Annotated in this window: 24 protein-coding genes; 16 read left to right on the forward strand and 8 right to left on the reverse strand. The window is 60.0% G+C overall.

Annotation, left to right across the window (positions count from 1 at the left end; translation table 11 throughout):
* Window positions 1–145 precede the first annotated feature (145 nt).
* Window positions 146–655, reverse strand: coding sequence for a DUF1993 domain-containing protein (locus JOE34_RS19675; protein ID WP_004403812.1), 510 nt, complete (start codon window positions 653–655; stop codon window positions 146–148).
* A 154-nt stretch (window positions 656–809) separates the two neighbouring features.
* On the opposite strand from JOE34_RS19675, the gene JOE34_RS19680 reads away from it, so the two are divergent.
* Window positions 810–1,484, forward strand: a complete 675-nt coding sequence (locus tag JOE34_RS19680; protein WP_046266653.1) for a DUF480 domain-containing protein — start codon at window positions 810–812, stop codon at window positions 1,482–1,484.
* Window positions 1,485–1,506: 22 nt separating this feature from the next.
* Here the strand turns inward: JOE34_RS19680 and JOE34_RS19685 are convergent, their stop codons facing one another.
* Window positions 1,507–2,322 carry a shikimate 5-dehydrogenase gene (locus JOE34_RS19685; RefSeq protein ID WP_024663117.1) on the reverse strand — a complete coding sequence of 272 codons (816 nt, stop codon included), beginning with the start codon at window positions 2,320–2,322 and terminating at the stop codon, window positions 1,507–1,509.
* A 210-nt stretch (window positions 2,323–2,532) separates the two neighbouring features.
* Here JOE34_RS19685 and JOE34_RS19690 point away from each other — a divergent pair, with 210 nt between their 5' ends.
* A complete protein-coding gene (locus tag JOE34_RS19690) occupies window positions 2,533–2,892 on the forward strand; it encodes a hypothetical protein (RefSeq protein WP_003318019.1) in 360 nt (119 codons plus the stop codon).
* 172 nt (window positions 2,893–3,064) lie between these two features.
* Window positions 3,065–3,247 carry a hypothetical protein gene (locus JOE34_RS19695; protein ID WP_016982074.1) on the forward strand — a complete coding sequence of 61 codons (183 nt, stop codon included), beginning with the start codon at window positions 3,065–3,067 and terminating at the stop codon, window positions 3,245–3,247.
* 96 nt (window positions 3,248–3,343) lie between these two features.
* Here the strand turns inward: JOE34_RS19695 and JOE34_RS19700 are convergent, their stop codons facing one another.
* Window positions 3,344–3,904 carry a hypothetical protein gene (locus JOE34_RS19700; protein WP_003318017.1) on the reverse strand — a complete coding sequence of 187 codons (561 nt, stop codon included), beginning with the start codon at window positions 3,902–3,904 and terminating at the stop codon, window positions 3,344–3,346.
* Between the two features lie 262 nt (window positions 3,905–4,166).
* On the opposite strand from JOE34_RS19700, the gene pbpG reads away from it, so the two are divergent.
* On the forward strand, window positions 4,167–5,108 hold the full coding sequence (gene pbpG, locus JOE34_RS19705) for a D-alanyl-D-alanine endopeptidase (protein WP_004417905.1): 942 nt from the start codon (window positions 4,167–4,169) through the stop codon (window positions 5,106–5,108).
* A gap of 70 nt (window positions 5,109–5,178) precedes the next feature.
* Here pbpG and JOE34_RS19710 read toward each other — a convergent pair whose 3' ends face one another.
* Window positions 5,179–6,609 carry an NAD-dependent succinate-semialdehyde dehydrogenase gene (locus JOE34_RS19710; protein WP_046266652.1) on the reverse strand — a complete coding sequence of 477 codons (1,431 nt, stop codon included), beginning with the start codon at window positions 6,607–6,609 and terminating at the stop codon, window positions 5,179–5,181.
* Window positions 6,610–6,860: 251 nt separating this feature from the next.
* Between JOE34_RS19710 and JOE34_RS19715 the strand changes: the two genes are divergently transcribed.
* Window positions 6,861–9,629: an RHS repeat-associated core domain-containing protein gene (locus JOE34_RS19715; RefSeq protein ID WP_209996477.1), complete on the forward strand. Its 2,769-nt coding sequence runs from the start codon at window positions 6,861–6,863 to the stop codon at window positions 9,627–9,629.
* Between the two features lie 109 nt (window positions 9,630–9,738).
* Here JOE34_RS19715 and JOE34_RS19720 read toward each other — a convergent pair whose 3' ends face one another.
* Window positions 9,739–10,599 carry an SDR family oxidoreductase gene (locus JOE34_RS19720; RefSeq protein WP_010411343.1) on the reverse strand — a complete coding sequence of 287 codons (861 nt, stop codon included), beginning with the start codon at window positions 10,597–10,599 and terminating at the stop codon, window positions 9,739–9,741.
* Between the two features lie 112 nt (window positions 10,600–10,711).
* Window positions 10,712–11,851 carry a glutathione-independent formaldehyde dehydrogenase gene (locus JOE34_RS19725; protein ID WP_003318011.1) on the reverse strand — a complete coding sequence of 380 codons (1,140 nt, stop codon included), beginning with the start codon at window positions 11,849–11,851 and terminating at the stop codon, window positions 10,712–10,714.
* Window positions 11,852–12,121: 270 nt separating this feature from the next.
* Between JOE34_RS19725 and JOE34_RS19730 the strand changes: the two genes are divergently transcribed.
* The 6 genes from JOE34_RS19730 (at window position 12,122) to JOE34_RS19755 (ending at window position 17,084) form a co-directional block, all read left to right on the forward strand.
* The gene (locus JOE34_RS19730) at window positions 12,122–12,712 is read left to right on the forward strand and encodes an amino acid synthesis family protein (RefSeq protein WP_003348679.1); all 591 of its coding nucleotides are present in this window, start codon (window positions 12,122–12,124) and stop codon (window positions 12,710–12,712) included.
* Window positions 12,713–12,765: 53 nt separating this feature from the next.
* Window positions 12,766–13,614, forward strand: coding sequence for an alpha/beta fold hydrolase (locus JOE34_RS19735; RefSeq protein ID WP_046266650.1), 849 nt, complete (start codon window positions 12,766–12,768; stop codon window positions 13,612–13,614).
* Window positions 13,611–15,092, forward strand: a complete 1,482-nt coding sequence (locus JOE34_RS19740; protein ID WP_044312894.1) for an aldehyde dehydrogenase — start codon at window positions 13,611–13,613, stop codon at window positions 15,090–15,092. Before JOE34_RS19735 ends, JOE34_RS19740 begins: the two co-directional genes overlap by 4 nt.
* 13 nt (window positions 15,093–15,105) lie before the next feature.
* Window positions 15,106–15,591: a flavin reductase family protein gene (locus JOE34_RS19745; protein ID WP_003420850.1), complete on the forward strand. Its 486-nt coding sequence runs from the start codon at window positions 15,106–15,108 to the stop codon at window positions 15,589–15,591.
* A 175-nt stretch (window positions 15,592–15,766) separates the two neighbouring features.
* Window positions 15,767–16,519 carry a GntR family transcriptional regulator gene (locus tag JOE34_RS19750; RefSeq protein WP_003410157.1) on the forward strand — a complete coding sequence of 251 codons (753 nt, stop codon included), beginning with the start codon at window positions 15,767–15,769 and terminating at the stop codon, window positions 16,517–16,519.
* A 1-nt stretch (window position 16,520) separates the two neighbouring features.
* Window positions 16,521–17,084 (forward strand): NUDIX hydrolase, encoded by a 564-nt coding sequence (locus JOE34_RS19755; RefSeq protein WP_004403846.1) that lies wholly within the window; start codon window positions 16,521–16,523, stop codon window positions 17,082–17,084.
* 32 nt (window positions 17,085–17,116) lie between these two features.
* On the opposite strand, the gene JOE34_RS19760 is transcribed toward JOE34_RS19755, so the two are convergent.
* The gene (locus JOE34_RS19760) at window positions 17,117–17,407 is read right to left on the reverse strand and encodes a DUF1330 domain-containing protein (protein WP_010411302.1); all 291 of its coding nucleotides are present in this window, start codon (window positions 17,405–17,407) and stop codon (window positions 17,117–17,119) included.
* A 94-nt stretch (window positions 17,408–17,501) separates the two neighbouring features.
* Here JOE34_RS19760 and ribBA point away from each other — a divergent pair, with 94 nt between their 5' ends.
* From ribBA to JOE34_RS19785, 5 genes are all read left to right on the forward strand, one after another.
* Entirely contained in the window at window positions 17,502–18,611 is a 1,110-nt protein-coding gene (gene ribBA, locus JOE34_RS19765) for a bifunctional 3,4-dihydroxy-2-butanone-4-phosphate synthase/GTP cyclohydrolase II (RefSeq protein WP_010411300.1), read from the forward strand.
* A 290-nt stretch (window positions 18,612–18,901) separates the two neighbouring features.
* On the forward strand, window positions 18,902–19,927 hold the full coding sequence (locus JOE34_RS19770; RefSeq protein ID WP_003317999.1) for an ABC transporter substrate-binding protein: 1,026 nt from the start codon (window positions 18,902–18,904) through the stop codon (window positions 19,925–19,927).
* On the forward strand, window positions 19,912–20,868 hold the full coding sequence (locus tag JOE34_RS19775) for an ABC transporter permease (RefSeq protein ID WP_017278225.1): 957 nt from the start codon (window positions 19,912–19,914) through the stop codon (window positions 20,866–20,868). Before JOE34_RS19770 ends, JOE34_RS19775 begins: the two co-directional genes overlap by 16 nt.
* A gap of 6 nt (window positions 20,869–20,874) precedes the next feature.
* The gene (locus JOE34_RS19780; protein ID WP_003317997.1) at window positions 20,875–21,690 is read left to right on the forward strand and encodes an ABC transporter permease; all 816 of its coding nucleotides are present in this window, start codon (window positions 20,875–20,877) and stop codon (window positions 21,688–21,690) included.
* Window positions 21,687–22,841, forward strand: coding sequence for an ABC transporter ATP-binding protein (locus tag JOE34_RS19785; RefSeq protein WP_096113900.1), 1,155 nt, complete (start codon window positions 21,687–21,689; stop codon window positions 22,839–22,841). The genes JOE34_RS19780 and JOE34_RS19785 overlap by 4 nt, the downstream gene beginning before the upstream one ends.
* A gap of 16 nt (window positions 22,842–22,857) precedes the next feature.
* Here JOE34_RS19785 and JOE34_RS19790 read toward each other — a convergent pair whose 3' ends face one another.
* A complete protein-coding gene (locus JOE34_RS19790) occupies window positions 22,858–23,772 on the reverse strand; it encodes a LysR substrate-binding domain-containing protein (RefSeq protein WP_017278227.1) in 915 nt (304 codons plus the stop codon).
* Window positions 23,773–23,795: the final 23 nt, after the last annotated feature.

Consider the following 23,795-nt stretch of genomic DNA (forward strand, 5'->3'; position numbering starts at 1 on the left):
CTCCCACGCTCCGCGCGGTAATGCATTTCGTGACGCTCTGCGTCACCCAATGCATACCAATTCGGAGCATTGGCACGAGAGTCAGTTGGCTTTGTGTATAACGTTGAGGGCCGAGAACATCAACAAGGCTTCAGCCCTCCACTGTTTAGAACTTGCCCATGAAATCACGCTTGCCGATTTCAACGCCGTTATGGCGCAGCAGATCGTAGGCAGTCGTGACGTGAAAGAAGAACTGTGGCAAGGCGTAGCTAAGCAGATAAGCCTGACCGTTCAGGCGTTTTTCCTTTTCCGTGCCGGGACGCAGGACGATTTCGATGCCTTCCTTGCCGTCGACCTGATCCGGAGTGATGCTGCCGATGAACGCGAGTGTCTTGGCAAGCAGTGCCTGCAATTCGGCAAAGGTGGTTTCGGTGTCATCGTATTGCGGGATCTCGACGCCTGCCAGGCGAGCCGAGGCACCCTTGGCAAAATCGACGGCGATCTGCACCTGACGGGTGAACGGCAGCATGTCCGGGTACAGTCGCGCCTGCAGCAAGGCTGGCGGCTGAATTTTCTTCTCGGTCGCGTAGGCTTCGGCTTTGGTCAGAACGTCGCTCAGCGCGTTAAGCATTTGCTGAAAGACAGGAATGGAAGCGGCGTACAGGGAAATAGACATGACATATCCTGATTGAGAAAGGCGCAATTATAGACCTACATGACGCCAAACGCCGTGACACTTTTCAGCGCCCCTGCAGATCCGTGCAGCAGACACTGGCAATAATTTCCGCCACGCCCTACGCTGATCCACCGCCATCACTCAGGGAAGCGTCATGTCCATCGAATCGTCCTCCACCGAATCCTCCCCGAATGCCGAGGCGTTACAACTCAACGGCACTGAAGTGCGCATTCTGGGCTGCCTGATCGAAAAACAGGCGACCAACCCGGAAACCTACCCGCTGACCCTCAATGCACTGATGACTGCCTGCAACCAGAAGACCAGTCGTGACCCGGTCATGAACCTCACCCAGGGTCAGGTCGGCCAGAGCCTTCGAGCCCTGGAAGGCCGCGGCCTGACGCGACTGGTCATGGGCAGTCGCGCCGATCGCTGGGAGCATAGGGTCGACAAGGGGCTCGAGCTGGTCCCGGCGCAGGTGATACTCACGGGTCTGTTGCTGCTGCGCGGGCCGCAGACCGTCAACGAGTTGCTGACCCGCAGTAGCCGCATGCACGACTTCGAGGACAGCGAGCAGGTCGTCCACCAGCTGGAACGTCTGATTGCCAGAGGTCTGGCGATGCTCGTGCCGCGCCAATCAGGCCAGCGCGAAGACCGTTATATGCATCAGCTCGGTGACCCTGAATCGCTGCAGGAGCTGCTTGCCGCTCGCCAACAGGCACCGGAGCGACAATCGGCAAGCCCGGCGGCCAACTCGCGTATCGATGAGCTGGAGGCACGGGTCGCGGCCCTTGAAGAACGCCTGGCCAGACTGGAACACGCCGAGGAGTAATGTGCCCTGCCCGAGCTGACGGCTAGCCGGCTCTGGCGAAGGCTGCAGCCTGCTGATACTGCTCGTCGGTCGGACGCACCCCGGTATAGAGCACAAACTGCTCCAATGCCTGGATCGCCGCCACTTCATCACCACTTACCACACGCTTACCCAGGCGATGTGCCGCCTGGATCAGCGGCGTGTCGGCGGGGGTAGCCACCACATCGAAAACCGTTTCAGCGGCTTCGATGGCTTGCAGGTCAAACGACAACTCGTCAGCTTGCGCGCCCTGCATTCCTAATGGAGTGACATTGACCAGCAACGGTGGCCGCGCGCTGCCCAGCTCCGCCTGCCAGCGAAAGCCGCACGCCTCTGCCAGGCGCCGGCCAGCCTGCTCGTTGCGGGCCACGATCAGACCCTCGGTGAAACCCGCGTCACGCAGCGCGAACGCAACTGCCTTGGCCATCCCCCCGCTTCCGCGCAGGGCAAAAGCGCTGCGCGGCACCGCATGGCTCTCCATCAGTTGAGCGACGGCGATGTAATCGGTGTTGAACGCCTTGAGATGTCCGTCGGTGTTGACGATGGTATTGATCGACTGGATAGCGGCGGCCGAGGCGTCCAGCTCGTCGACCAGCTCGATACAGGCCTCCTTGAAGGGCATCGAAACTGCGCTGCCGCGAATCCCCAGCGAGCGTATGCCGGCCACGGCGGCGGCAAGGTCATTGGGAGCGAAGGTCTTGTAATAGAAGTTCAAGCCCAGTTGCTGGTAAAGATGATTATGGAAACGCACACCAAAGTTGCCAGGACGGGCGGCCATGGACATGCACAATAATGTCTCCCTGTTAGCAGTGACGGGCATCGGTGTTTCCTCCAGACGGTAATGGCTTGAATCTTCGGTAGAAGCGTATGCTACGCGCCAGTGAACGCGAGGACATACGCGGCGCACCTTACATAAAATTTACTCAGCACTTTCGCAGATTCTTACAATTTCGGTGTCATAGTGTTATCCCGTGGCAGTGCTTGAGAGTGATGCAGGCGCGCGACAACGGGTTGAGAGCGAGGAACAATCATGATTCGTCAAATCCCCAAGATCGCCTTGTTTGTAGGTGCCCTGGCCCTTGCTGGCCAGGCGAATGCTGACCGTGGCTGGGGTGGCCCTGCCGTGGTAGGTGCTATCGTTGGCGCTGCCGTTGTCGGGGCGGCGGTATCTTCAGGTCGCGACAGAACGGTGTACGTCGAACGCGAGCCAGTGTATGTGCAGCAGCGGCCGGTCTACTACGCGCCGCCACCGGTCTATTACCAGCCGGCCCCGGTCTATCAGGTTGTTGAGCGCTACCCACCGCCTCCACCGCCTGGCTACTACCATCATTATTACGGGCCACCACCAGGCCCCGGCTATTACTACGGCCCGCCACGCGGCCGCTGGTAACAGAACAAAAAACCCGCCTTTTCAGGCGGGTTTTTCGTTGCTGTGCTCACACTATGGGCTGCCAATGCAATGCGCCAAACCCTCGTTGTTATCAATGACCACTATTGAGAGCGTCGATTTCTGACTTGCTCGCCTGCCCTCTACAGTAGCGCCATGGATTGAGGAGGCACTTATGACCAAGGTACACATCATGTCCGTCGTCGGTAGCGCAGTTCCAGCCCCGCTCAGAGAGCGCGGCCTGCTGGCCTGCTGGTACCTGATTCAGGATGGCGAACCCGTCAGCGGCCCGCTCGCGTCATTGCCTGTTGCAGAGGCCCTGTCCCGGCAAATGCAGTGCCAGCCCCTCAACAGCTGACTTCTTCTGCAAACCTCGTGCGTTGCTCCGCACATCCCTTGCCCGCCTCTTTGATGGCGGGCTTTTTTTTGCCACGGAAAAAGCCGGTGATCAGACCTAGCCGCGCTCGGCCATGGCCGCGTTGACCTGACAGCGATGGGTGAGTTTCTGCAGGCGTTTCTCCAACGCCATGAACACCACGCGATCGGTACGGCCGCTGTCGAGTTCATCGATCAGGTCATTGGCGACCTGACGCAATTCGTAAGCCAGCACCACGCGGTCATCGTTGAGATCCTGTTTATGCGACTCGAACAGGCGATGCAGGTAATCCTGCAAGGTGTATTTCAGGCTGTGCCGGTCACTGGCGCGCAGATGGGTCAGATTGAGGCTGATGCGTCCCTGCAGCTCGCTCAGCTCACCGCACAAGTACTGCATGCGCCGAGCGTAGCCCACCTCGCGGTCCCGTATCTGCTTGTGCGCCAGTTGCGCTTCCTGCTTGCGCTGGATGGCCGGTACTGCGACGGCGGCCATCAGCCCGACAATCAGCCCGATTGCCTGCATCCAGCCTGCCCAGTCGCTTGGACGTGAGGTAAAGCCGACACCCAGCAGCAGAATGACAATCAATGACGCGATGATCACCAGTACTGCGTAATCCTTGCTGACAAACCCCTTGAGCATTGCATGACTCCTGAATCGGTGACCTGAATGGCATGGAATGCTAATCGGTGCGGGCCTTGCGCACCACGAATATTCAATTGAGAGGCGGTTTTTGGCAGGTTGCAGAACAGAAAGCGACTTAACAGCAACTTAATGAACGACCGATTGCGTCAATTATTGCGCAAACGTCCACCCCAGCCCATCGACATACCGCAAAGTCTGCTCATAAAATGCAGCGTTTTGACGCGATCCCTTCCATTTACCACCTTTTATCAAGTGAGCCTTGCTCTTGAAAATCCGTCTGTCTCTTTTGGGCCTATTATTTGTACTTACCGGCCCCGTGCTTTCCACCCCTACGCTGGCAAACGAACCTGCCGTCCTGAGCCGTGATCCTTCAAACCTGCACCTTGCCTCGGGCAGCGCAATGGTCATCGACCTGCAGACCGACAAGGTGCTGTATTCCAGCAACCCGGATGTGATCGTGCCGATTGCCTCGGTCACCAAGCTGATGACCGCGATGGTCGTGCTGGATGCCAAGCAGCCGATGGACGAAGTCATTCCGGTGAACATCTCCCAGACCCCGGAAATGAAAGGCGTCTTCTCCCGCGTCAAACTCGGCAGTGAAATGAACCGTCGGGACATGTTGCTGATTACCCTGATGTCCTCGGAAAACCGCGCGGCGGCCAGCCTGGCGCACAGCTACCCGGGCGGCTATCCGGCGTTCATCCTGGCGATGAACGCCAAGGCCAAGGCGCTGGGCATGAAACACACGGCCTACGTCGAACCCACCGGTCTGTCGGTGTACAACGTGTCGACCGCGCGCGACCTCACCAAGCTGGTGATGGCGGCGCGCAAATACCCTCTGCTCAGTGAACTGAGCACCACCGAGCAGAAGACCGTGACCTTTCGCAAGCCGACCTACACCCTCGGTTTCAGCAACACCGATCATCTGGTGCGCAAGGACAACTGGGACATCAAGCTGACCAAGACCGGCTTTACCAATCAGGCCGGTCACTGCCTGGTGCTGCTGACCAGCATGGCCAACCGCCCGGTTTCAGTGGTGATTCTCGATGCGTTCGGCAAGTACACACACTTCGCCGACGCCAGCCGCATACGCAAGTGGATGGAGACCGGCCAGAGCGGCCCGGCCCCCGAAGTGGCCCTGCAGTACAAGAAGGACAAGAATCTGGTCATGAGACAGACCGGTATTCAAGCCAGAGACTGAGTCACACAGGCAACGAAAAACGGTCGCGATGCTTGCACATCGCGACCGTTTTTATTTACCCGAACAACACTCAGTTGTATTGAGTGACCAGCTTGGTATTCAGGTAGGCCTCAATGGCCTCGGTGCCACCTTCGGAACCGTAACCGGAATCCTTGATCCCGCCGAACGGCACTTCCGGCAAGCCGATGCCCTGATGGTTGATCGACAGCATGCCCGCTTCGATATAGGTGCTCAGCGCCTGGGCAGTCTTCATCGACGTGGTGAAGGCATAGGATGCCAGCCCGAACGGCACGCGGTTGGACTCGGCGATGGCCTCCTCCAGCGTGTCGAACGGCACCAGTAGCGCGACAGGGCCGAAAGGCTCCTCATTCATGATGCGCATGTGCGGCTTCAGGCCACTCAACACGGTCGGCTCGAAGAAATAGCCAGGTCCTTCGACAGCCTTGCCACCGGCAGACAACGTCGCACCACCACGCACCGCGTCGTCGACCAGATCGACCAGCGCAGGAATACGTCGATCATTGGCCACCGGGCCCATGGTAGTGCCCGCCTCCAGGCCGTTGCCGACCTTGATTTCGCGGGTCAGGCCGACGAACTTCTCGGTAAACGCGTCGAGCACCTTGCGCTGCACCAGAATCCGCGTGGGCGACACGCAGACCTGTCCGGCGTTACGGAACTTGGCCGTGGCCAGCACGCGAGCGGCGAGGTCGATATCCGCATCATCGAACACCAGCGCCGGTGCATGACCGCCCAGCTCCATGGTCGCCCGTTTCATGTGTTTGCCAGCCAATGCGGCCAATTGCTTGCCGACCGGCGTGGAACCGGTAAACGTGACCTTGCGGATGACCGGATGCGGGATCAGGTAACCGGAGATTTCTGCCGGATCACCGTAGACCAGACCAATGACGCCGGCCGGCACACCGGCATCGGCGAAGGCGCGAATCAGTTCGGCAGGCGACGCCGGCGTTTCTTCCGGGGCCTTGACGATGATCGAGCAGCCCGCAGCCAATGCCGAGGACAACTTGCGCACCACCTGGTTAATCGGGAAATTCCAGGGTGTGAACGCAGCGACCGGACCGACCGGCTCCTTGATGACTTTCTGTTCGATGGACACGCCCCGCGATGGCACGAGACGGCCATAACTGCGACGCCCTTCTTCGGCCAGCCAGTCAATGATGTCTGCCGCCGACAGGGTTTCCATACGCGCTTCGGCCAGCGGCTTGCCCTGCTCCTGCGTCATGATTCGGGCGATGCTGTCTGCACGCTCGCGAATCAGGTTCGCCGCTTTCTGCATCAGCTTGTAGCGATCATAAGCCGAGGTCGCGCGCCAGGTGGCAAAGCCACGCTCGGCCGCCGCCAGGGCTTCGTCAAGGTCGGCGATAGCGGCATGCGCCACAGTGCCCAGCGCCTCGCCCGTCGCCGGGTTGATGACTGACAGCGTGCGGTTGTCGCGGCTCGCGCGCCACTGACCATCGATATAAAGCTGTACGTCTGGATACATGAACAATTTCTCCATAAGTCGCTGAAAAGGAACGGTGTGGCCGATGGATCAGACTCGCTGATCAGCACCGGCCATCGGCAAAAATGCCAAGTGCTACGGCTCGTCGATTTTGCGACGCGTCGTGACGCGCGTCGACAGGCTCACAAGACGTTCAGGGCCGATGGTCTCATTGGCCTGCGCTATGCTGCACTTACGACGATACTTTACTTACATAGCCTGGGCTCAAGTCACCAGTCAGGGATGACGTGATCATGAATGTACAGTCTGCCGCACTGCATCATCATACGCCCCGCCTGAATGTCGTTGATCCACGCGGTCTGGAGATTCGCGCGATTGAATTTTGGCGCAACCAGGCCACGGATACGCCGGCAGTTCTTATAAACCGCGTGGCTCATGATGCTGCCGGGCATCCGGTCAACTGCTGGGATGCAAGGCTCTGGGAAAGCCAGGCTGCGGTCAATCTTGCTACTGTGTTTTCCCTGAGTGGTCAGGCGCTTCTCAGCGACAGTGTCGATGCCGGTTGGCGGCTGATGTTGGCCGGTGACAGCGGCGCGGTCGTGGCTGGCTGGGATGGCCGTGGGACTGAGCGGAGCGTGCAGTATGACGCCCTGCTCAGACCCGTCGCCATCATTGAAAACGGACGCTGCGTCGAGCGGCGGCAATACGGCGGGCCGGATACCAAGGGCCATAACCAGTGCGGCCAATGTATACGCCATGATGACCCGGCTGGTTCGCGAATGGATGACGAGTTCGCCCTGGCGGGTGGCGTGCTTGAACAGACGCGGCATTTTCTCTTCAATCCCGAAAATGTCGACTGGCCAGAACCGCTGACAGAACGTGACGCCCTGCTCGAACCTGGTCCAGGCGCGAGTACGCGCTGGGCACACAGTCCGCTTGGCGATGTCATCTCGCAGACGGACGCCCAGCGTAACGTCCAGACCTTTGCCCATACTGTGGCAGGTCATGTTGAGGCCATTTCACTTGGCCTCCCCGGACAGACAGAGCGAGTTCTGGTTCACAGTATCGATTACGACGCTCAAGGCTACGTAACCTCGGAAACGGCTGGCAACGGCGTTGTGACCAAGGCGTTGCATGACGCCGCAAATGGGCGTCTGATCGAACTCAAAGGCACACGGGCAGATGGCCAACTGCTGCAACATCTGCTGTATGACTACGACCCGCTGGGCAATGTCCTGCGTATTAATGATCGCGCCCAGCCGACACGGTGTTGTGCAGGTCAGCGCATTGAGCCGGTGTCGACTTATCAATACGACACGCTTTATCAGTTAATCCAGGCTACCGGCAGGGAGGCCAAGAAAGTCAACCAAGGCCCTGTTTTTCCATCCTTCCAGACTCCCCTCGATCCGACGCAGCTGGCCAATTACACGCAAACCTACCGCTATGATGCGAGCGGCAATCTGCTGCAACTGACGCACACTGGCACCCAGTCCCACTCGCGCACCCTGGTCACTTCGCAAACCAGCAATCGCAGCCTGCCGGTCATCAACGATCGACCGCCGGATGAAGCGGCCATCGCTGCCGCGTTCGACGCCAATGGCAATCTGAATGAGTTGCAAGCCGGGCAAGCGATGAGCTGGGACTGGCGCAATCAGTTGCAGCAAGTGCGGCCTGTGGTTCGGGAAGCGGGTGACGACGACAAAGAGCGCTATGTCTACGACGCCAGTGGGCAACGCCTGCGCAAAATCCATACGACCAAGGCGAAAGCCGTTGTCCACAATGCCGAAGTGCGCTACTTACCAGGCCTGGAGGTGCACAGCAACAGCGCCACAGCCGAGACTTTGCACGTTATCGTCACCCAGGCCGGGCGCAACGAGGTACGGGTGCTGCACTGGCAGGCGGGTCAACCCGAAGGACTTGAAAACGATCAGGTTCGCTACAGCTTCGCCGATCATCTGGGGTCCGGCACCCTTGAGCTGGATAAAAACGCGCACATCATCAGCCAGGAAAGTTACTACCCGTTTGGTGGTACCTCGTGGTGGGCAGGACGCAGTACGGTTGAAGCCAGCTATAAAACCATTCGTTATTCCGGCAAGGAACGCGATGCGACGGGGCTGTACTACTACGGCCTGCGCTATTACGCGCCATGGTTGCAGCGATGGATCAATCCGGATCCGGCGGGCGCAGTGGACGGGATGAATCTGTATCGTTTTGTCAGGAATTCGCCTTTGCGGTTTGCTGATCAACAAGGGGCTGCTCCCCACGACGCGCCCCTCAAAGTCGTCGCAGACGACCTTTCCGAGTTCGAACCTGAGCAACTATCCAAAATGTATGAAGCCAGGGATGTTGCCGTTTCGCTATTAACGTTCACGCGTTCCGAGCTGTTAAAAGCATCACCAGGCGAAGACGTAAAAGAGGCATTCGACGCAACATTTGGGGCGCTGGCCACGAGCGCTCGCGCCGCTACGAGTATCGACGTGGAGGATTCCTTACGGCAGATGCAGGAGCTCATTGAGGGCATCGGCAGTCCAGAATCTGATCTGACGCTGTTTCTTTTTAATGGACCTGAAAACACTCTCGCATCGACTGATTTTCAAGGCGAGTTTCAGGAAGCGGTCGAACGGATGGGGGTGTCAGCCTCCCTGCTTGCCAACTACGATGTGCTGAAAGTTGCACGAGCCCTTATTCACGAGGCCTCCCATGTCCGCCTGAATACAGTGGATGCGTTTTATTATCCGACGGACGCTGGCAACCCCCTCCTCGACGGAGCGGATACTGCACAGGTCGAGGCGTGGTCCAGCGGGATCCTAAAGTCATTAAGAGAAATCTCGACGAATGGCCCCGACGAAGAACAATTTGATCCTGCCGACTATATAGCCGCTATGCAGGCGTTGACCAAGAGTGCGCGCACCCCGGCACAGCGAAAACAAGAGTTCTTGAGCAACACAACGACCCGGACTTTATTATTGCAGATGAATGCCGACACGCTTTCGTCGCTGGTCATGGCGACCGGCCAGCCTACCCGATATGCGCAAACACGGATGAATCAGCCTGGAAATTAGACGATCAATGGCAGTACCCTCTCTTGTGCAGATACAGCGTGCCATTGACGCCTGAAAAAACGGTGCCTGTTTGGGCACCGTTTCAACAAAAAAGGCGTTGTCTGCGCAATTACAGAATCGGCTTGCCGCCCGTCACTGCATAGCGCGAGCCGGAGATGTAACTGGCTTCGTCCGAGGCCAGCAGCACATAGATCGGCGAAACTTCCACAGGCTGCCCCGGGCGTCCCAGCGGTGTCTCGCTACCGAAGCTTTTCACGTCTTCGTCAGTCATGGTCGCCGGGATCAGTGGCGTCCAGATCGGGCCGGGAGCAACGCTGTTCACACGGATGCCCTTCTCGCCCAGCAACTGCGCCAGACCGCCAGTGAAGTTGGCAATTGCGCCCTTGGTGGTCGCGTAGGCCAGCAGCGTCGGCTTGGGCATGTCCGAATTCACCGAACTGGTATTGATGATCGAGCCGCCCCGCGGCATATGCGGGACCGCAGCCTTGCAGATGCGAAACATCGCGGTGATGTTGATATCGAAGGTCTTGACCCATTCTTCGTCGGAGATTTCGTCCAGCGTTTCATGCGTCATCTGGAACGCAGCGTTGTTGACCAGTACATCGATGCGACCAAACTCTGCAACGGTCTTGCTCACGATGTCTTCGCATTGCTGCTTCTGCGCCAGGTCGCCCGGCAACAGCAGGCATTTACGGCCCGCCTCTTCGACCCAGCGCTTGGTTTCTTGCGCGTCCTCATGCTCGTTCAAGTAAGAGATCGCGACCTGCGCGCCTTCACGTGCAAAGGCGATCGCGACTGCACGGCCGATGCCGCTGTCCGCGCCGGTGATCAGCGCGATCTTGCCCTGCAGACGTCCGGAGCCCTTGTAGCTCTTTTCACCGCAATCGGGATAAGGGTCCATCTTGCCTTGCATGCCTGGAACATCCTGTGGCTGACTGGCAAATGGCGGCTTTGGGTATTCTTCGTTCATTTGAAAAAATCTCTCTGAATAAAACGTTGTGACTGAAGCGCTCATGCCCTTGTCGATCGCCTGTGGCGGATACGACAAGGACTCTCAAGCCAGGCCTGGTCAACTGCGCTTATCACGCACCTGGCTTGAGCACGACCTTGGTCCAGCCTTCATCACGTGCATCGAAGTGCTTGTAGGCGTCAGGGCCCTCTTCAAGCTTCAGACGATGGGAAATGATCTGCGAAGGCTTGGCGCGTCCGTGGTGAATCAGCTCGGCGAGGCGACGGTTGTAAGCCTTGACGTTGGCCTGGCCGGTGCGGATCTGCTGGCCTTTGAACCAGAACGAACCGAAGTCGAAGGCCATCTTGCCTTCCTTCGCGAGGTCGCTTTTGGCGCCCGGATCCTGCGGCACGAAAACACCCACGACGCCGATTCCACCCGTCGCTTTGGTCGAGGCAACGAGGTTGTTCATGGTGACGTGGTTGGCCTCGTGGCCATGGCGGTCGCAGCACTGATAACCGACGCACTCACAGCCTCGGTCAGTGCCTTTGCCATCGGTCAGATTGAGGATCTGATCCACTGCGCCCTGCTCCAGCGAGTTGATCGGCGTCGCGCCCATCTTCGCCGCGAGTGCCAGACGATCTGGATGGTTGTCGACCACGAACACCTGCGAGGCGCCCTTGATCATTGCCGAGTGGGCGGCCATCAGACCGACCGGACCGGCACCATAGATGGCAACGCTTTCGCCAGGCAGCAGCCCGGCCAGCTCGGTGGCATGCCAACCGGTCGGAAAGATGTCCGAGAGCATGACGTAGTCTTCTTCACGCTCGGCGGCATCTTCGGGCAACAGCAGGCAGTTGAAGTCGGCATACGGCACACGCAACAGCTCGGCCTGGCCACCTTCATGATCGCCCATGTCGGCAAAACCGTAAGCCGCACCCGCGCTACCAGGGTTGGCGGTCAGGCAATAACCGGTCAGGCCCTTCTCACAGTTTTCGCAAAAGCCGCAGCCAATATTGAACGGCAGGCACACCCAGTCGCCCACCTTGATACGGTCGACGCCGGCGCCGACTTCAATCACCTGGCCGAGGTTCTCATGGCCGAAAATGCGCCCGGTCTCGAAAGACGTACGGCCTTCATACATGTGCAGGTCCGAGCCACAGATATTGGTGGAGGTCACTCTGACAAGAGCATCTGTTGGCTTCTGGATCTTCGCATCCGGTACGTTTTTGACACTGACGTCACGCGGACCGCCATAGACGATGGCTTTCATGTTCGGAGTCTCCTTGGTGAAAAATTCGATGGGGCTTTTTAGGGCTCACCGAATATCTGTCACAACCAGAAGACGCCTGTTCAAAGCGATTGCCTTCGCACCTGACGAATGGTCGTCGATGAGCGCGAGCTAGAGCTGTGCGTGCGCCTCGATCCAGGTAAACGAGGTGAACGACAGGCCCTATATTCGCCGCAAATAAAGGATTTGCACGCACAATCTTATGGTATACCATCAGACGAAATACAAAGACATCTGCTCCGGGAGTCGTTCATGAGCTTTGAAATTCGCAAGATCGTCACGTACACCGAAGAAACCTTCATCGAGGGCGGCAAGGCCACCGACAAGCCGGTCACCATGATCGGGCTGGCGGCGGTGATCAAGAACCCCTGGCTGGGCCGTGGTTTCGTCGAAGACCTGAAACCGGAGATTCGCGCCAATTGCTCCGCACTGGGCGAGTTGATGGTCAAACGCCTCACCGACGCGATTGGCGGTGCAGAGAAGATCGAGGCCTACGGCAAGGCTGCCGTGGTCGGTGCGGAAGGCGAAATCGAACACGCATCGGCCGTGATTCATACCCTGCGCTTTGGCAATCATTACCGTGATGCCGTCAAGGCCAAGAGCTACCTGAGCTTCACCAACAAACGCGGCGGCCCGGGTACGTCGATCCAGATACCGATGATGCACAAGGACGATGAAGGGCTGCGCTCGCACTACATCACCCTGGAAATGCACATCGAGGATTCGCCGCGTGCCGACGAAATCATCGTAGTCCTTGGCGCCGCCAATGGCGGACGCCTGCACCCGCGAATCGGCAATCGCTATATCGACCTGGAAGAGCTGGCGGCCGAAAAAGCCCAGTAACTCATGAAGGGCTCGTGGCCCGATCATCTTTAACCTCTGCGCAGGAGCGATCCATGATTCAGCTCACCGCTGAACACACCCCGGCGGGTACCAGCTATCTGGCTACCGGCCAAGGTCACCCCGTGGTGTTGATTCACGGGGTGGGCCTGAACAAGGAAATGTGGGGCGGCCAGATCGTCGGTCTGGCCACGCATTACAAGGTCATCGCCTATGACATGCTCGGCCACGGTGCCAGCCCCCGCCCCGACCCGGAGACGGGCCTGCCGGGCTACGCCGAACAACTGCACGAGTTGCTGACGCATTTGCAGCTGCCGCACGCGGCGGTCGTCGGTTTCTCGATGGGCGGTCTGGTGGCGCGTGCGTTCGCGCTGGAGTTCCCTGAGCACCTGTCGGGGCTGGTGGTGCTCAACAGCGTATTCAATCGCAGCGCGGAACAGCGTGCCAGCGTCATTGCGCGCACCAGCCAGGCGGCCGAGCATGGCCCGGACGCCAACGCGGGCGAGGCGCTGTCTCGCTGGTTCAGCCGTGAGTATCAGGCAGCCAGCCCGGCGCAGATTGCGGCCATTCGGCACAACCTGGCCAGCAACGATCCGCAGGGTTACCTGACCACGTACAAGCTGTTCGCCACTCAGGATATGTACCGCGCCGAGGATCTGGGCGATATTCGCGCACCGACGTTGATCGCCACGGGCGAACTTGACCCGGGATCGACGCCGCAAATGGCCCGCGAACTGGCCGCGCGTATCCCCGGTGCCGACGTCGCGATATTGCCCGATCAACGCCATATGATGCCGGTTGAATCGCCACGTCTGGTCAACCAGGCGCTGCTCGGTTTCTTCGAAAAGATCGGCCTCGACAAGCCAGCGTCCGCTCACCATTCGATCAAGGGGATTGTTGCATGAGCCTTACCCGCTTTCAGATGTGCATCGACGGTCAGTGGGTCGATGCGTTGTCCGGCAAGACCTTCGAGAGCCTCGACCCGGCGCTGGCCGAACCCTGGGCGCAACTGCCGGATGCTGACGAAGCCGATGTCGAGCGGGCCGTTCAGGCCGCCCAGAAAGCCTTCGAGGGTCAGGCCTGGCGCGGCCTGACGGCCACGGCACGCGGCAAGCTGCTGCGCAAGCTGGGCGACCTGATCGCCGATAACAAGGAGCAACTGGCGCAGCTGGAAAGCCGCGACAACGGCAAACTGATTCGCGAGACCCGCGGGCAGGTCGGCTACCTGCCGGAGTTCTTTCATTACACCGCAGGGCTGGCTGACAAGCTCGAAGGCGGCACCCTGCCCCTCGACAAGCCGGATCTGTTCGCCTACACCGTGCACGAACCGATGGGCGTGGTGGCCGGGATCATCCCCTGGAACAGCCCGCTGTACCTGACCGCCATCAAGCTGGCACCAGCACTGGCTGCTGGCAACACCATCGTCCTCAAACCTTCGGAACACGCCTCCGCCACCGTGCTTGAACTGGCGCGTCTGGCACTTGAAGCCGGCATTCCGCCTGGCGTGGTCAACGTCATCACCGGTTACGGCCCGACCACTGGCGCGGCCCTCACCCGGCACCCGCTGGTGCGCAAGATAGCCTTCACCGGTGGCGCGGCTACTGCGCGACATGTGGTGCGCAGCAGCGCGGAGAACTTTGCCAAACTGTCACTGGAGCTGGGCGGGAAATCACCCAACATCATCTTCGCCGACGCCGACCTGGACAGCGCCATCAATGGCGCCGTCGCCGGCATCTACGCGGCGTCCGGACAAAGCTGTGTTTCCGGCTCGCGACTGCTGGTGCAGGACGAAATCTACGACGAGTTCGTCGAACGCCTGGCCGAGCGCGCCAGCCGGATTCGCATAGGCAATCCGCAGGATGAAGACACTGAAATGGGCCCGATGGCCACTGCCCAGCAACTGGCCGTGGTAGAAGGCCTGGTGGCCGACGCGCTGGCCGAAGGTGCACGCCTGCGCCTGGGCGGCAAGCGACCGACGCTGGACAGCAAGGGCTGGTTCTATGAACCTACGCTGTTCGAGTGCGATCACAATTCGATGAAGATCATGCAGGAAGAAGTGTTCGGCCCGGTGGCATCGGTGATTCGTTTCAAGGACGAAGCCGAAGCGCTGGCCATCGCCAACGACTCCCAGTTCGGCCTCGCCGCCGGAATCTGGACCCGCGACCTGGGACGCGCACATCGTCTGGCGCGGGATATTCGCTCAGGTATCATCTGGGTAAATACGTATCGAGCCGTGTCGGCCATGGCGCCTATCGGTGGTTTCAAAAATAGCGGCTACGGTCGCGAGAGCGGGATAGACTCCGTGCTGGCCTACACCGAACTGAAAACGGTGTGGATCAACCTTTCGCAGGCGCCCATGCCTGATCCATTTGTCATGCGTTAAAGAGGCCGCTGCGATGATAGAACCCGGTATTTACAAAGAAGTCATGGCGTCATTCCCTTCGGGCGTGACCATCGTCACCACCCTGGACCCAGAGGGCAACCTGTTCGGTATTACTGCCAGCGCATTCAGCGCGCTGTCCATCGACCCGGCACTGGTGCTGTTCTGCCCCAACTACGAATCGGACACTTACCCGGTGTTGCGCGACAGCAAGAAATTCGCGATTCACCTGCTGTCTGCCGATCAACAGACAGAAGCCTATGCCTTCGCCAGCAAGGGCAAGGACAAGACCAAGGGCATCGAGTGGCAGTTGAGCGAGCTGGGCAACCCGTTGCTCAGCAACGCCACGGCGATTATCGAGTGTGAGCTGTGGCGCGAATACGACGGCGGCGATCACGCGATCATTGTCGGTCAGGTGAAAAACCTGATCCTGCCGGCGACACCGGTCACACCGATGGTCTATCACCGGGGCAAGATGGGTGCACTGCCAGCCATCGTCTGAGGCGGCTCAGGGCGGTTTTGGTGGTTGCAGGCATGGGCGTGATAAACTCGGCCGCGACCCGGGTTCATCCGTCCGGGCCATGCAGCAGCCCGCGCAGTGTGCGGGTTGCCGACATGAGCGAGACTTTATTTCCAGTCACGTTTTTACTTTGACAGCCCCATTCCGAGCACACCCGATGAAACGCCTGCCTCTCGACGACACCTTCAAGGTCAACCGCAACCCCGTCACGCTGCGCGAGATCGTGCTGGACAAGCTGCGCAGCGCAATCATGAACTTTCAGCTGCTGCCGGGTGATCGTCTGGTCGAGCGTGATCTGTGTGACCGCCTCGGTGTGAGCCGCACCTCGGTGCGCGAAGCACTGCGCCATCTGGAATCCGAAGGTCTGGTCGAGTTCGCCGATGCCAAAGGCCCGCGTGTTGCAATCATCACGCTGGCTGATGCGTGCGATATCTACGAACTGCGTTGCGTGCTGGAAGGCCTGATCGTTCAGCTGTTCACCCTGCGCGCCAAGCCCAAGGACATCCGTGCACTTGAAAAGGCCCTGGAGGAAAATCGCCAGGCGCTCAAGGAAGGCGAACTGCAGCAGGTGATCGACTCGGTCCAGGGTTTCTACGATGTATTGCTGGAAGGCTCGGGCAACCATGTGGCCGCGACCCAGCTACGCCAGTTGCAGGCGCGCATCAGCTACCTGCGCGCCACCTCGGTATCCCAGGAAAACCGCCGCGGTGCCAGCAACAAGGAAATGGAGCTCATGGTCGAAGCGATCAAGAGCGGCGACCCGCTGGCCGCGCACCAGGCGTCGGTCGATCACGTACGCAACGCCGCGCGCGTGGCGCTGGAATACCTCAAATCCAAGCAGGACGAAGACAGCAAAGTCCGCGACATCGTCGCCCCCGTCGCGCTGAAAGAACCTCGCATAGGTCGCTGAAATGGCCACACCGCGCTTCTGTCCCCAGTGCGGTAGCGCTGATCTGGCTCAGCGTGTGCCATCGGGCGACACACACGTGCGACTTGTCTGTGGCGGCTGTCAGTACATTCACTACGTCAACCCGAAGATCATCGCGGGTTGCATCATCGAGCAGGAAGGCAAGTACCTGCTCTGCCAGCGCGCCATCCCGCCGCGCCCCGGCACCTGGACACTGCCTGCCGGCTTCATGGAAAGCGGCGAAACCACCGAGCAGGCGGCGCTGCGCGAAGTCTGGGAAGAAACCGGTGTGCGCGCCGAGATCCTTTCGCCCTACTCTATTTTCAGCGTGCCGCGCATCAGCGAAGTCTACATCGTGTTCCGTGCCATCGCGCTGGAGGTGACCGGCCGGTTCGGCCCGGAAACCCTGGACTACAGATTCTTCGCCCCCGAAGACATCCCGTGGGACAGCATCTATTACCCCGCCATTCGCCAGATACTGGAACGCTATATCGAAGAACGTCAGGCGGGTGTCTACGGCATTTATATCGGTAACGACGACACCGGCAAAGTGCACTTCATCCGATGAACGCCTGAAGCTTTCAGCTCGCAACTGAACGCTTAAAACTGCCCCTCGACGATCACGATCTCGGCCTTTGAAGCGCCCTGCCTGTGGCTCATCGCATGCTGGTACGCGGGCGACCGATAACAGGCCACCGCTTTCTCGTAGGATTCAAATTCGATAATCACCGTGCGCTGCGGCGTATCACGCCCTTCGAGCGCCTCGGAACGCCCGCCGCGCGCGAGGAACCTGCCACCAAACAGCTCGAAAGCCGCGGGCGCGCGCTGGGTGTATTCGCTGTACTGCTGGGGGTCGGTCACATCAACGTGTGCAATCCAATAGGCTTTCATCGCGATCTCACTGTTTCATTGATAGGCAATCTGTGAAATATTCTGTCTTATGGTATACCACGATTCATTCACCCATAAAACCGGGAAACTGACTATGGCGTTCGATCGCATCGAAGACATCATTGAAGACTACCGCCAGGGCAAGATGGTGTTGCTAGTCGACGATGAGGATCGGGAAAACGAAGGCGATCTACTGCTCGCCGCCGATTGCTGTTCGCCGCAGGCAATCAGTTTCATGGCCCGCGAGGCGCGCGGTCTGATCTGCCTGACGCTGACCGACGAACACTGCCAGCGTCTGGGCCTGGAGCAGATGGTGCCCAGCAACGGCAGCGTATTCGCCACGGCGTTCACAGTGTCCATCGAAGCCACCACGGGGGTGACCACCGGTATCAGCGCGGCAGATCGTGCGCGTACCGTTCAGGCCGCCGTCAACCCGCACGCAGTACCGGAAGACCTGGTGCAGCCAGGGCATATCTTTCCATTGCGCGCGCGTGACGGCGGCGTGCTGACCCGCGCCGGACATACCGAAGCGGGCTGCGACCTGGCCCGCTTGGCCGGTTTCACGCCAGCGTCGGTCATCGTTGAAGTCATGAATGATGACGGCAGCATGGCCAGAAGACCTGACCTGGAAGTGTTTGCCAAAAAGCACGGCATCCGCATCGGCACCATCGCCGACCTGATCCATTACCGCCTGAGCACCGAACACACCATCGTCAGGATTGGCGAGCGCGAACTGCCGACCGTGCACGGCACCTTCCGTCTGTTCAGCTACGAAGACCGTATCGAAGGTGGCGTGCACATGGCCATGGTGATGGGCGACATCCGTCGCGACGCCACCACACTGGTGCGCGTGCATGTTGTCGACCCGCTGCGTGACCTGGTGGGTGCCGAATACAACGGCCCTGCCAACTGGACACTCTGGGCCGCCCTGCAACGTGTCGCGCAAGAAGGTCACGGTGTGGTAGTGGTGCTGGCCAATCACGAATCGTCTCAAGCGCTGCTGGAGCGCATTCCGCAGCTCACCCAGCCGCCCCGCCAATACACCCGCTCGCAATCACGCATTTATTCCGAGGTCGGCACGGGCGCACAGATCTTGCAGGACCTGGGCGTCGGCAAGCTGCGCCACCTTGGTCCACCCCTGAAATACGCCGGGTTGACCGGCTACGATCTGGAAGTGATTGAAAGTATTCCGTTTCCCGGCTGACCACGTAAACGCCTGGCGCGCGCGCCAGATAATCCGCCGCCTGCAACCACAGGCACTGATCAGAAAACCCACCGTGAAGGCGTTTTGACAGGGCAAAACGCTTGCAGAAAGTTTGGAATACCATAATATGACATTCCATAAATACAAGATCTGGTCAGACGCGCCCGGCAAGGGACAGCACTAATAACAGCACCTGACCCGTACAAGGTTTCAAGGCCCATTGGACCTACTGCTCCCGATTACGCGGGCAAGAAAAGCCCGCTCAAAACACAACAAATGAGGGCGTAAAAATGGTGTTGAACAAACGTGCAACAGCAGTCCTGGCCGCAGGCGTGCTGGCTTTCTCGAGTGTCGCCGCTATTGCCGCCGAGAGCGTCAACTTCGTGAGCTGGGGCGGCTCCACGCAGGACTTCCAGAAGGAGGCCTGGGCGGCTCCATTCAGCAAGGCCAGTGGCATCACCGTCGTGCAGGACGGTCCTACTGACTACGGCAAACTCAAGGCCATGGTCGAAAGCGGCAACGTGCAGTGGGACGTTGTCGATGTTGAAGCCGACTTCGCCCTGCGCGCCGCCAGCGAGGGCCTGCTGGAGCCTCTGGACTTCACCACCATCAAACGCGACGAGATCGACAAACGCTTCGTGACTGACCACGGCGCCGGTTCGTTCTTCTTCTCCTTCGTGCTCGGCTACAACGAAAGCAAAGTCGGCGGCAAGGCGCCTGGTGACTGGGCCGCGATGTTCGACACCAAGACTTACCCTGGCAAGCGCGCGCTGTACAAGTGGCCAAGCCCCGGCGTGCTGGAACTGGCCCTGCTGGCCGATGGTGTAGCCCCCGACAAGCTTTACCCGCTGGACCTCGACCGCGCCTTCAAAAAACTCGATACCATCAAGAAGGATATCGTCTGGTGGGGCGGCGGTGCGCAGTCCCAGCAACTGCTGGCCTCCGGTGAAGTGTCGATGGGGCAGATGTGGAACGGTCGGGTCTACGCCCTGCAACAGGATGGCGCCCCGGTGGGGGTGAGCTGGAAGCAGAACCTGGTCATGGCGGATTTTCTGGTCGTTCCCAAGGGCGCAAAAAACAAGGACGCCGCGATGAAGTTCATCGCCAATGCGACCAGCGCCAAAGGCCAGGCGGACTTCTCAAACCTCAGTGCCTATGCCCCGGTCAATACCCAGAGCGTTGCGCGCCTGGACTCTACGCTGGCACCTAACCTGCCGACCGCGCACGTTGCCGATCAAATCACTCTCGACTTCGCATACTGGGCCAAGAATGGCGCTGATATCGCGACACGGTGGAACGAATGGCTGGTCAAGTAAAAATGACAGCGGTTGCTCCTCGTCAATCCATGCCGGCCGGGGGTGCTTCCAGCACCGCTGGCGCGGCCAGCCAGAAGGCGCCGGGAATGCTGCCATCCCCTTCCCTCGCGCAGCGCTGGCGCGGCAGCCGCAATCTGCTTCCGGCGCTGATCTTCCTCGGGCTGTTCTTCTTCGCCCCGCTGATCGCCCTGCTGCTGCGGGGCGTGCTTGAACCGGTGCCGGGCCTTGGCAACTATGAGCAACTGTTTGCCAACTCGGCCTACTCGCGGGTGCTGCTCAATACCTTTTCCGTAGCGGGCCTGGTGACGCTGTTCAGCCTGCTGCTGGGCTTCCCGCTTGCCTGGGTGATCACCCTGGTGCCGCGCGGCTGGGGACGCTGGATTCTGAATATCGTGCTGTTGTCGATGTGGACCAGCTTGCTGGCCCGCACTTATTCGTGGCTGGTGCTGTTGCAGGCCTCCGGGGTCGTCAACAAGGCCTTGATGGCCATGGGCATCATCGATCAACCGCTGGAAATGGTGCACAACCTGACCGGTGTGGTGATCGGCATGAGCTACATCATGATTCCGTTCATCGTCCTGCCGTTGCAGGCGACCATGCAGGCCATCGATCCGATGGTGCTGCAGGCGGGTTCGATCTGCGGGGCCAGCCCGTGGAGCAATTTTTTCAGAGTGTTTCTGCCACTGTGCCGTCCGGGGCTGTTTTCCGGAGGCCTGATGGTGTTTGTCATGTCGCTCGGTTACTACGTCACCCCGGCGCTGCTCGGCGGCGCGCAGAACATGATGCTGCCCGAATTCATCGTCCAGCAGGTGCAATCGTTCCTCAACTGGGGGCTGGCCAGTGCCGCCGCTGCGTTGCTGGTGCTGATCACGCTGGTGCTGTTCTACTTCTACCTGAAGCTCCAGCCGGAATCACCGGTCGGCGCCAGCAACGCGAGGTAAACCGCCATGCTCCTGACACCCAATGCCATGAGCCCCGGCTTGCGTACGGGCCTGTACCTGACCACCGCCCTGATCGCGCTGTTCCTGTTGCTGCCGATCCTGTTCATCGTCCTGCTGTCGTTCGGTTCATCGCAGTGGCTGGTGTTTCCGCCGCCCGGCTGGACGCTGAAATGGTATCAGCAGTTTTTTTCCAATCCGGACTGGATGGCCGCGGCCATGTCCAGCTTCAAGGTCGCGATCCTGACCACTTTCGCTTCGGTGGCGTTGGGCCTGCCCACTGCGTTCGCGCTGGTGCGTGGCCGGTTTCCGGGGCGTGACCTTCTGTACGGCGTCTTCACACTGCCGATGATCGTGCCGCTGGTGATCATCGCTGTCGCGGTCTACGCGCTGTTTCTCAAGCTCGGTTACACCGGCACGCTGTTTTCCTTCGTCGTCAGCCATGTGATCGTTGCCTTGCCGTTCACCATCATCTCGATCATCAATTCGCTGAAGCTGTTCGACCAGTCCATCGAGGATGCCGCGGTCATCTGCGGCGCTTCACGCTTGCAGGCCATCTACAAGGTGACCTTTCCCGGCATCCGGCCGGGCATGATGGCCGGTGCGCTGTTCGCGTTCCTGGTGTCGTGGGACGAGGTGGTGTTGAGCGTGATGATGGCCAGCCCGACCCTGCAAACCCTTCCCGTGAAAATGTGGACCACCCTGCGTCAGGACCTGACGCCGGTCATCGCCGTCGCCTCAACGCTGCTGATCGCCCTGTCGGTGCTGATCATGTTCATCGCCGCGACCCTGCGTCGCCGCAACGAAGCCAGGAGTACTTCATGAGTGCCGTGATCAAAGACCCCGCCCATCAGCACCAGAACACACTGGTCAGCCTGTGTAATCTGAACAAGCACTACGGAAATTTCGCCGCTGTCGACGACATTTCTCTGGACATCCAGGACGGTGAATTCCTGACCTTCCTGGGCTCCAGCGGCTCGGGAAAAAGCACCACGCTGTCGATGCTCGCCGGCTTCGAAACGCCCAGCTCGGGCGAGATTCTGGTGGGCGGCAAATCGCTGGTGAATGTGCCGCCGCACAAGCGTGACATCGGCATGGTGTTCCAGCGCTACTCGCTGTTCCCGCACCTGTCGGTACGCGACAACATTGCCTTTCCGCTGGCAATCCGCAAGTTGCCTGCGGCCGAGCGCGAGAAGAAAGTCGATGCGATGCTCAAGCTGGTTCAGCTCGAAGCCTTCGCTCATCGTCGCCCTTCGCAACTGTCTGGCGGCCAGCAGCAGCGGGTCGCCATCGCCCGGGCGCTGGTTTACGAGCCGCGCATCCTGCTGATGGACGAGCCTCTGGGCGCACTGGACAAGAAACTGCGCGAAGACCTGCAGGACGAACTGCGTCAGTTGCATCGCCGGCTGGGCATCACCATCGTTTACGTGACCCATGACCAGGAAGAAGCCATGCGTCTGTCACAGCGCATCGCCATCTTCAGCCATGGCAAGATCGTCGGTCTGGGCTCGGGCTATGACCTGTATCAGGATCCGCCGAATGCCTTCGTCGCCTCGTTTCTCGGCAACTCGAACTTCCTCAGGCTCAAGGCCCAAGGCAATGCCGTGGCGACCTTCGAAGGCAGCACACTGGCGATTCGCCTGACCGCAGGGCTGAAGACCGATCAGGACGTGCTGCTGATGGTGCGCCCGGAGAAAGCCCAGGCACTGAGTGTGTCCCAGGCAGCCGCCATGCCGCTCGAAGCAGGCTGGAATGAGGTAAGCGCCACGGTCACTGAAGTGCTTTTCCTCGGCGAGAGCCAGACGTGCTCGGTGGTCACTGCCGGAGGCACTGCCATGACCGTCAAGGCGCTTTCCGCGAACGGCATGTCACTCAAGACGGGCGACCCGGTGCGCGTGCGTTGGGCAGCCGCAGACGCGTGCATCTACACCGAGTGGACCGACAGCGACCTGAACAAGGCGGCCGGCACGCACTGACGCTGCGTGGCGTGCCTCAGTGGTTGACGGGCGAAGGATGCAGGGCAAGGTAGTCGCGCAGAAACTCCACCGTGACGCGCACCTTGGCCGAACTCATCAGCGGCGAGGTGTGCACCGCCCAGATGTCTGCATCCTGGCGGTAATCCGGCAGCACCTGAACCAGCCGGCCCTCGGCCAGGTCAGTGCGCACATCCCACAGCGAACGCAGCAACACCCCGCGCCCGTCCAGGCACCACTGACGGGCGATTTCGCCGTGGTTGGTAGACAGGCTGCCGGTCACCTTGACGGTTTCGGCACCCTGCGGCCCGTTGAGGTGCCAGATGCCGAATGGCCGGTCGCGCTCCTTGATCACCAGGCAATCGTGATTGGCCAGTTCGCCAAGATTGAGCGGTGTGCCGTGAAGGTTGAGGTAGCCGGGGCTCGCGCACAGAACCCTCCAGTTGCTGGCCAGATGCCTGGCGCGCAGGTGCGGGGCGATTTCGTTGCCGACACGGATATCCAGATCGACGCCCTCCTCGATCAGATCGACCAGCCGGTCCTGAATGTCCAGACGGATATCCAGCTTCGGATAACGCGACGCCAGCTCAGACAACGCCGGCGCGACGAAACGCCGGCCGAAGCCCTGACTGCTGACGACCCGCAACAAGCCACTCGGCTCGCCATGCAATGCCGCCACCTCTTCGCCCATCTGCTGCACTGAGTCGAGCATCCCCCTGGCCCACTCGTAGACGCGCTCGCCATCTTCGGTAATCGACACCTGCCGGGTCGAGCGGTGCAGCAACACCACTCCCATGCCCTGCTCCAGCAAACGGATGCGCTTGCTGACGTAAGCAGCGGACATGCCCAGCTCATCCGCAGCCCCGACGAAGCTCGAGCGCCGGGCCACATGAACGAACACATTCAAATCATCGAGGCTGGGGTATTTATTCACGATTCGTGTTTTCTCAGTACATT

It is taken from the genome of Pseudomonas sp. PvP028 (assembly GCF_017832255.1).
Lineage (GTDB): Bacteria > Pseudomonadota > Gammaproteobacteria > Pseudomonadales > Pseudomonadaceae > Aquipseudomonas > Aquipseudomonas syringae.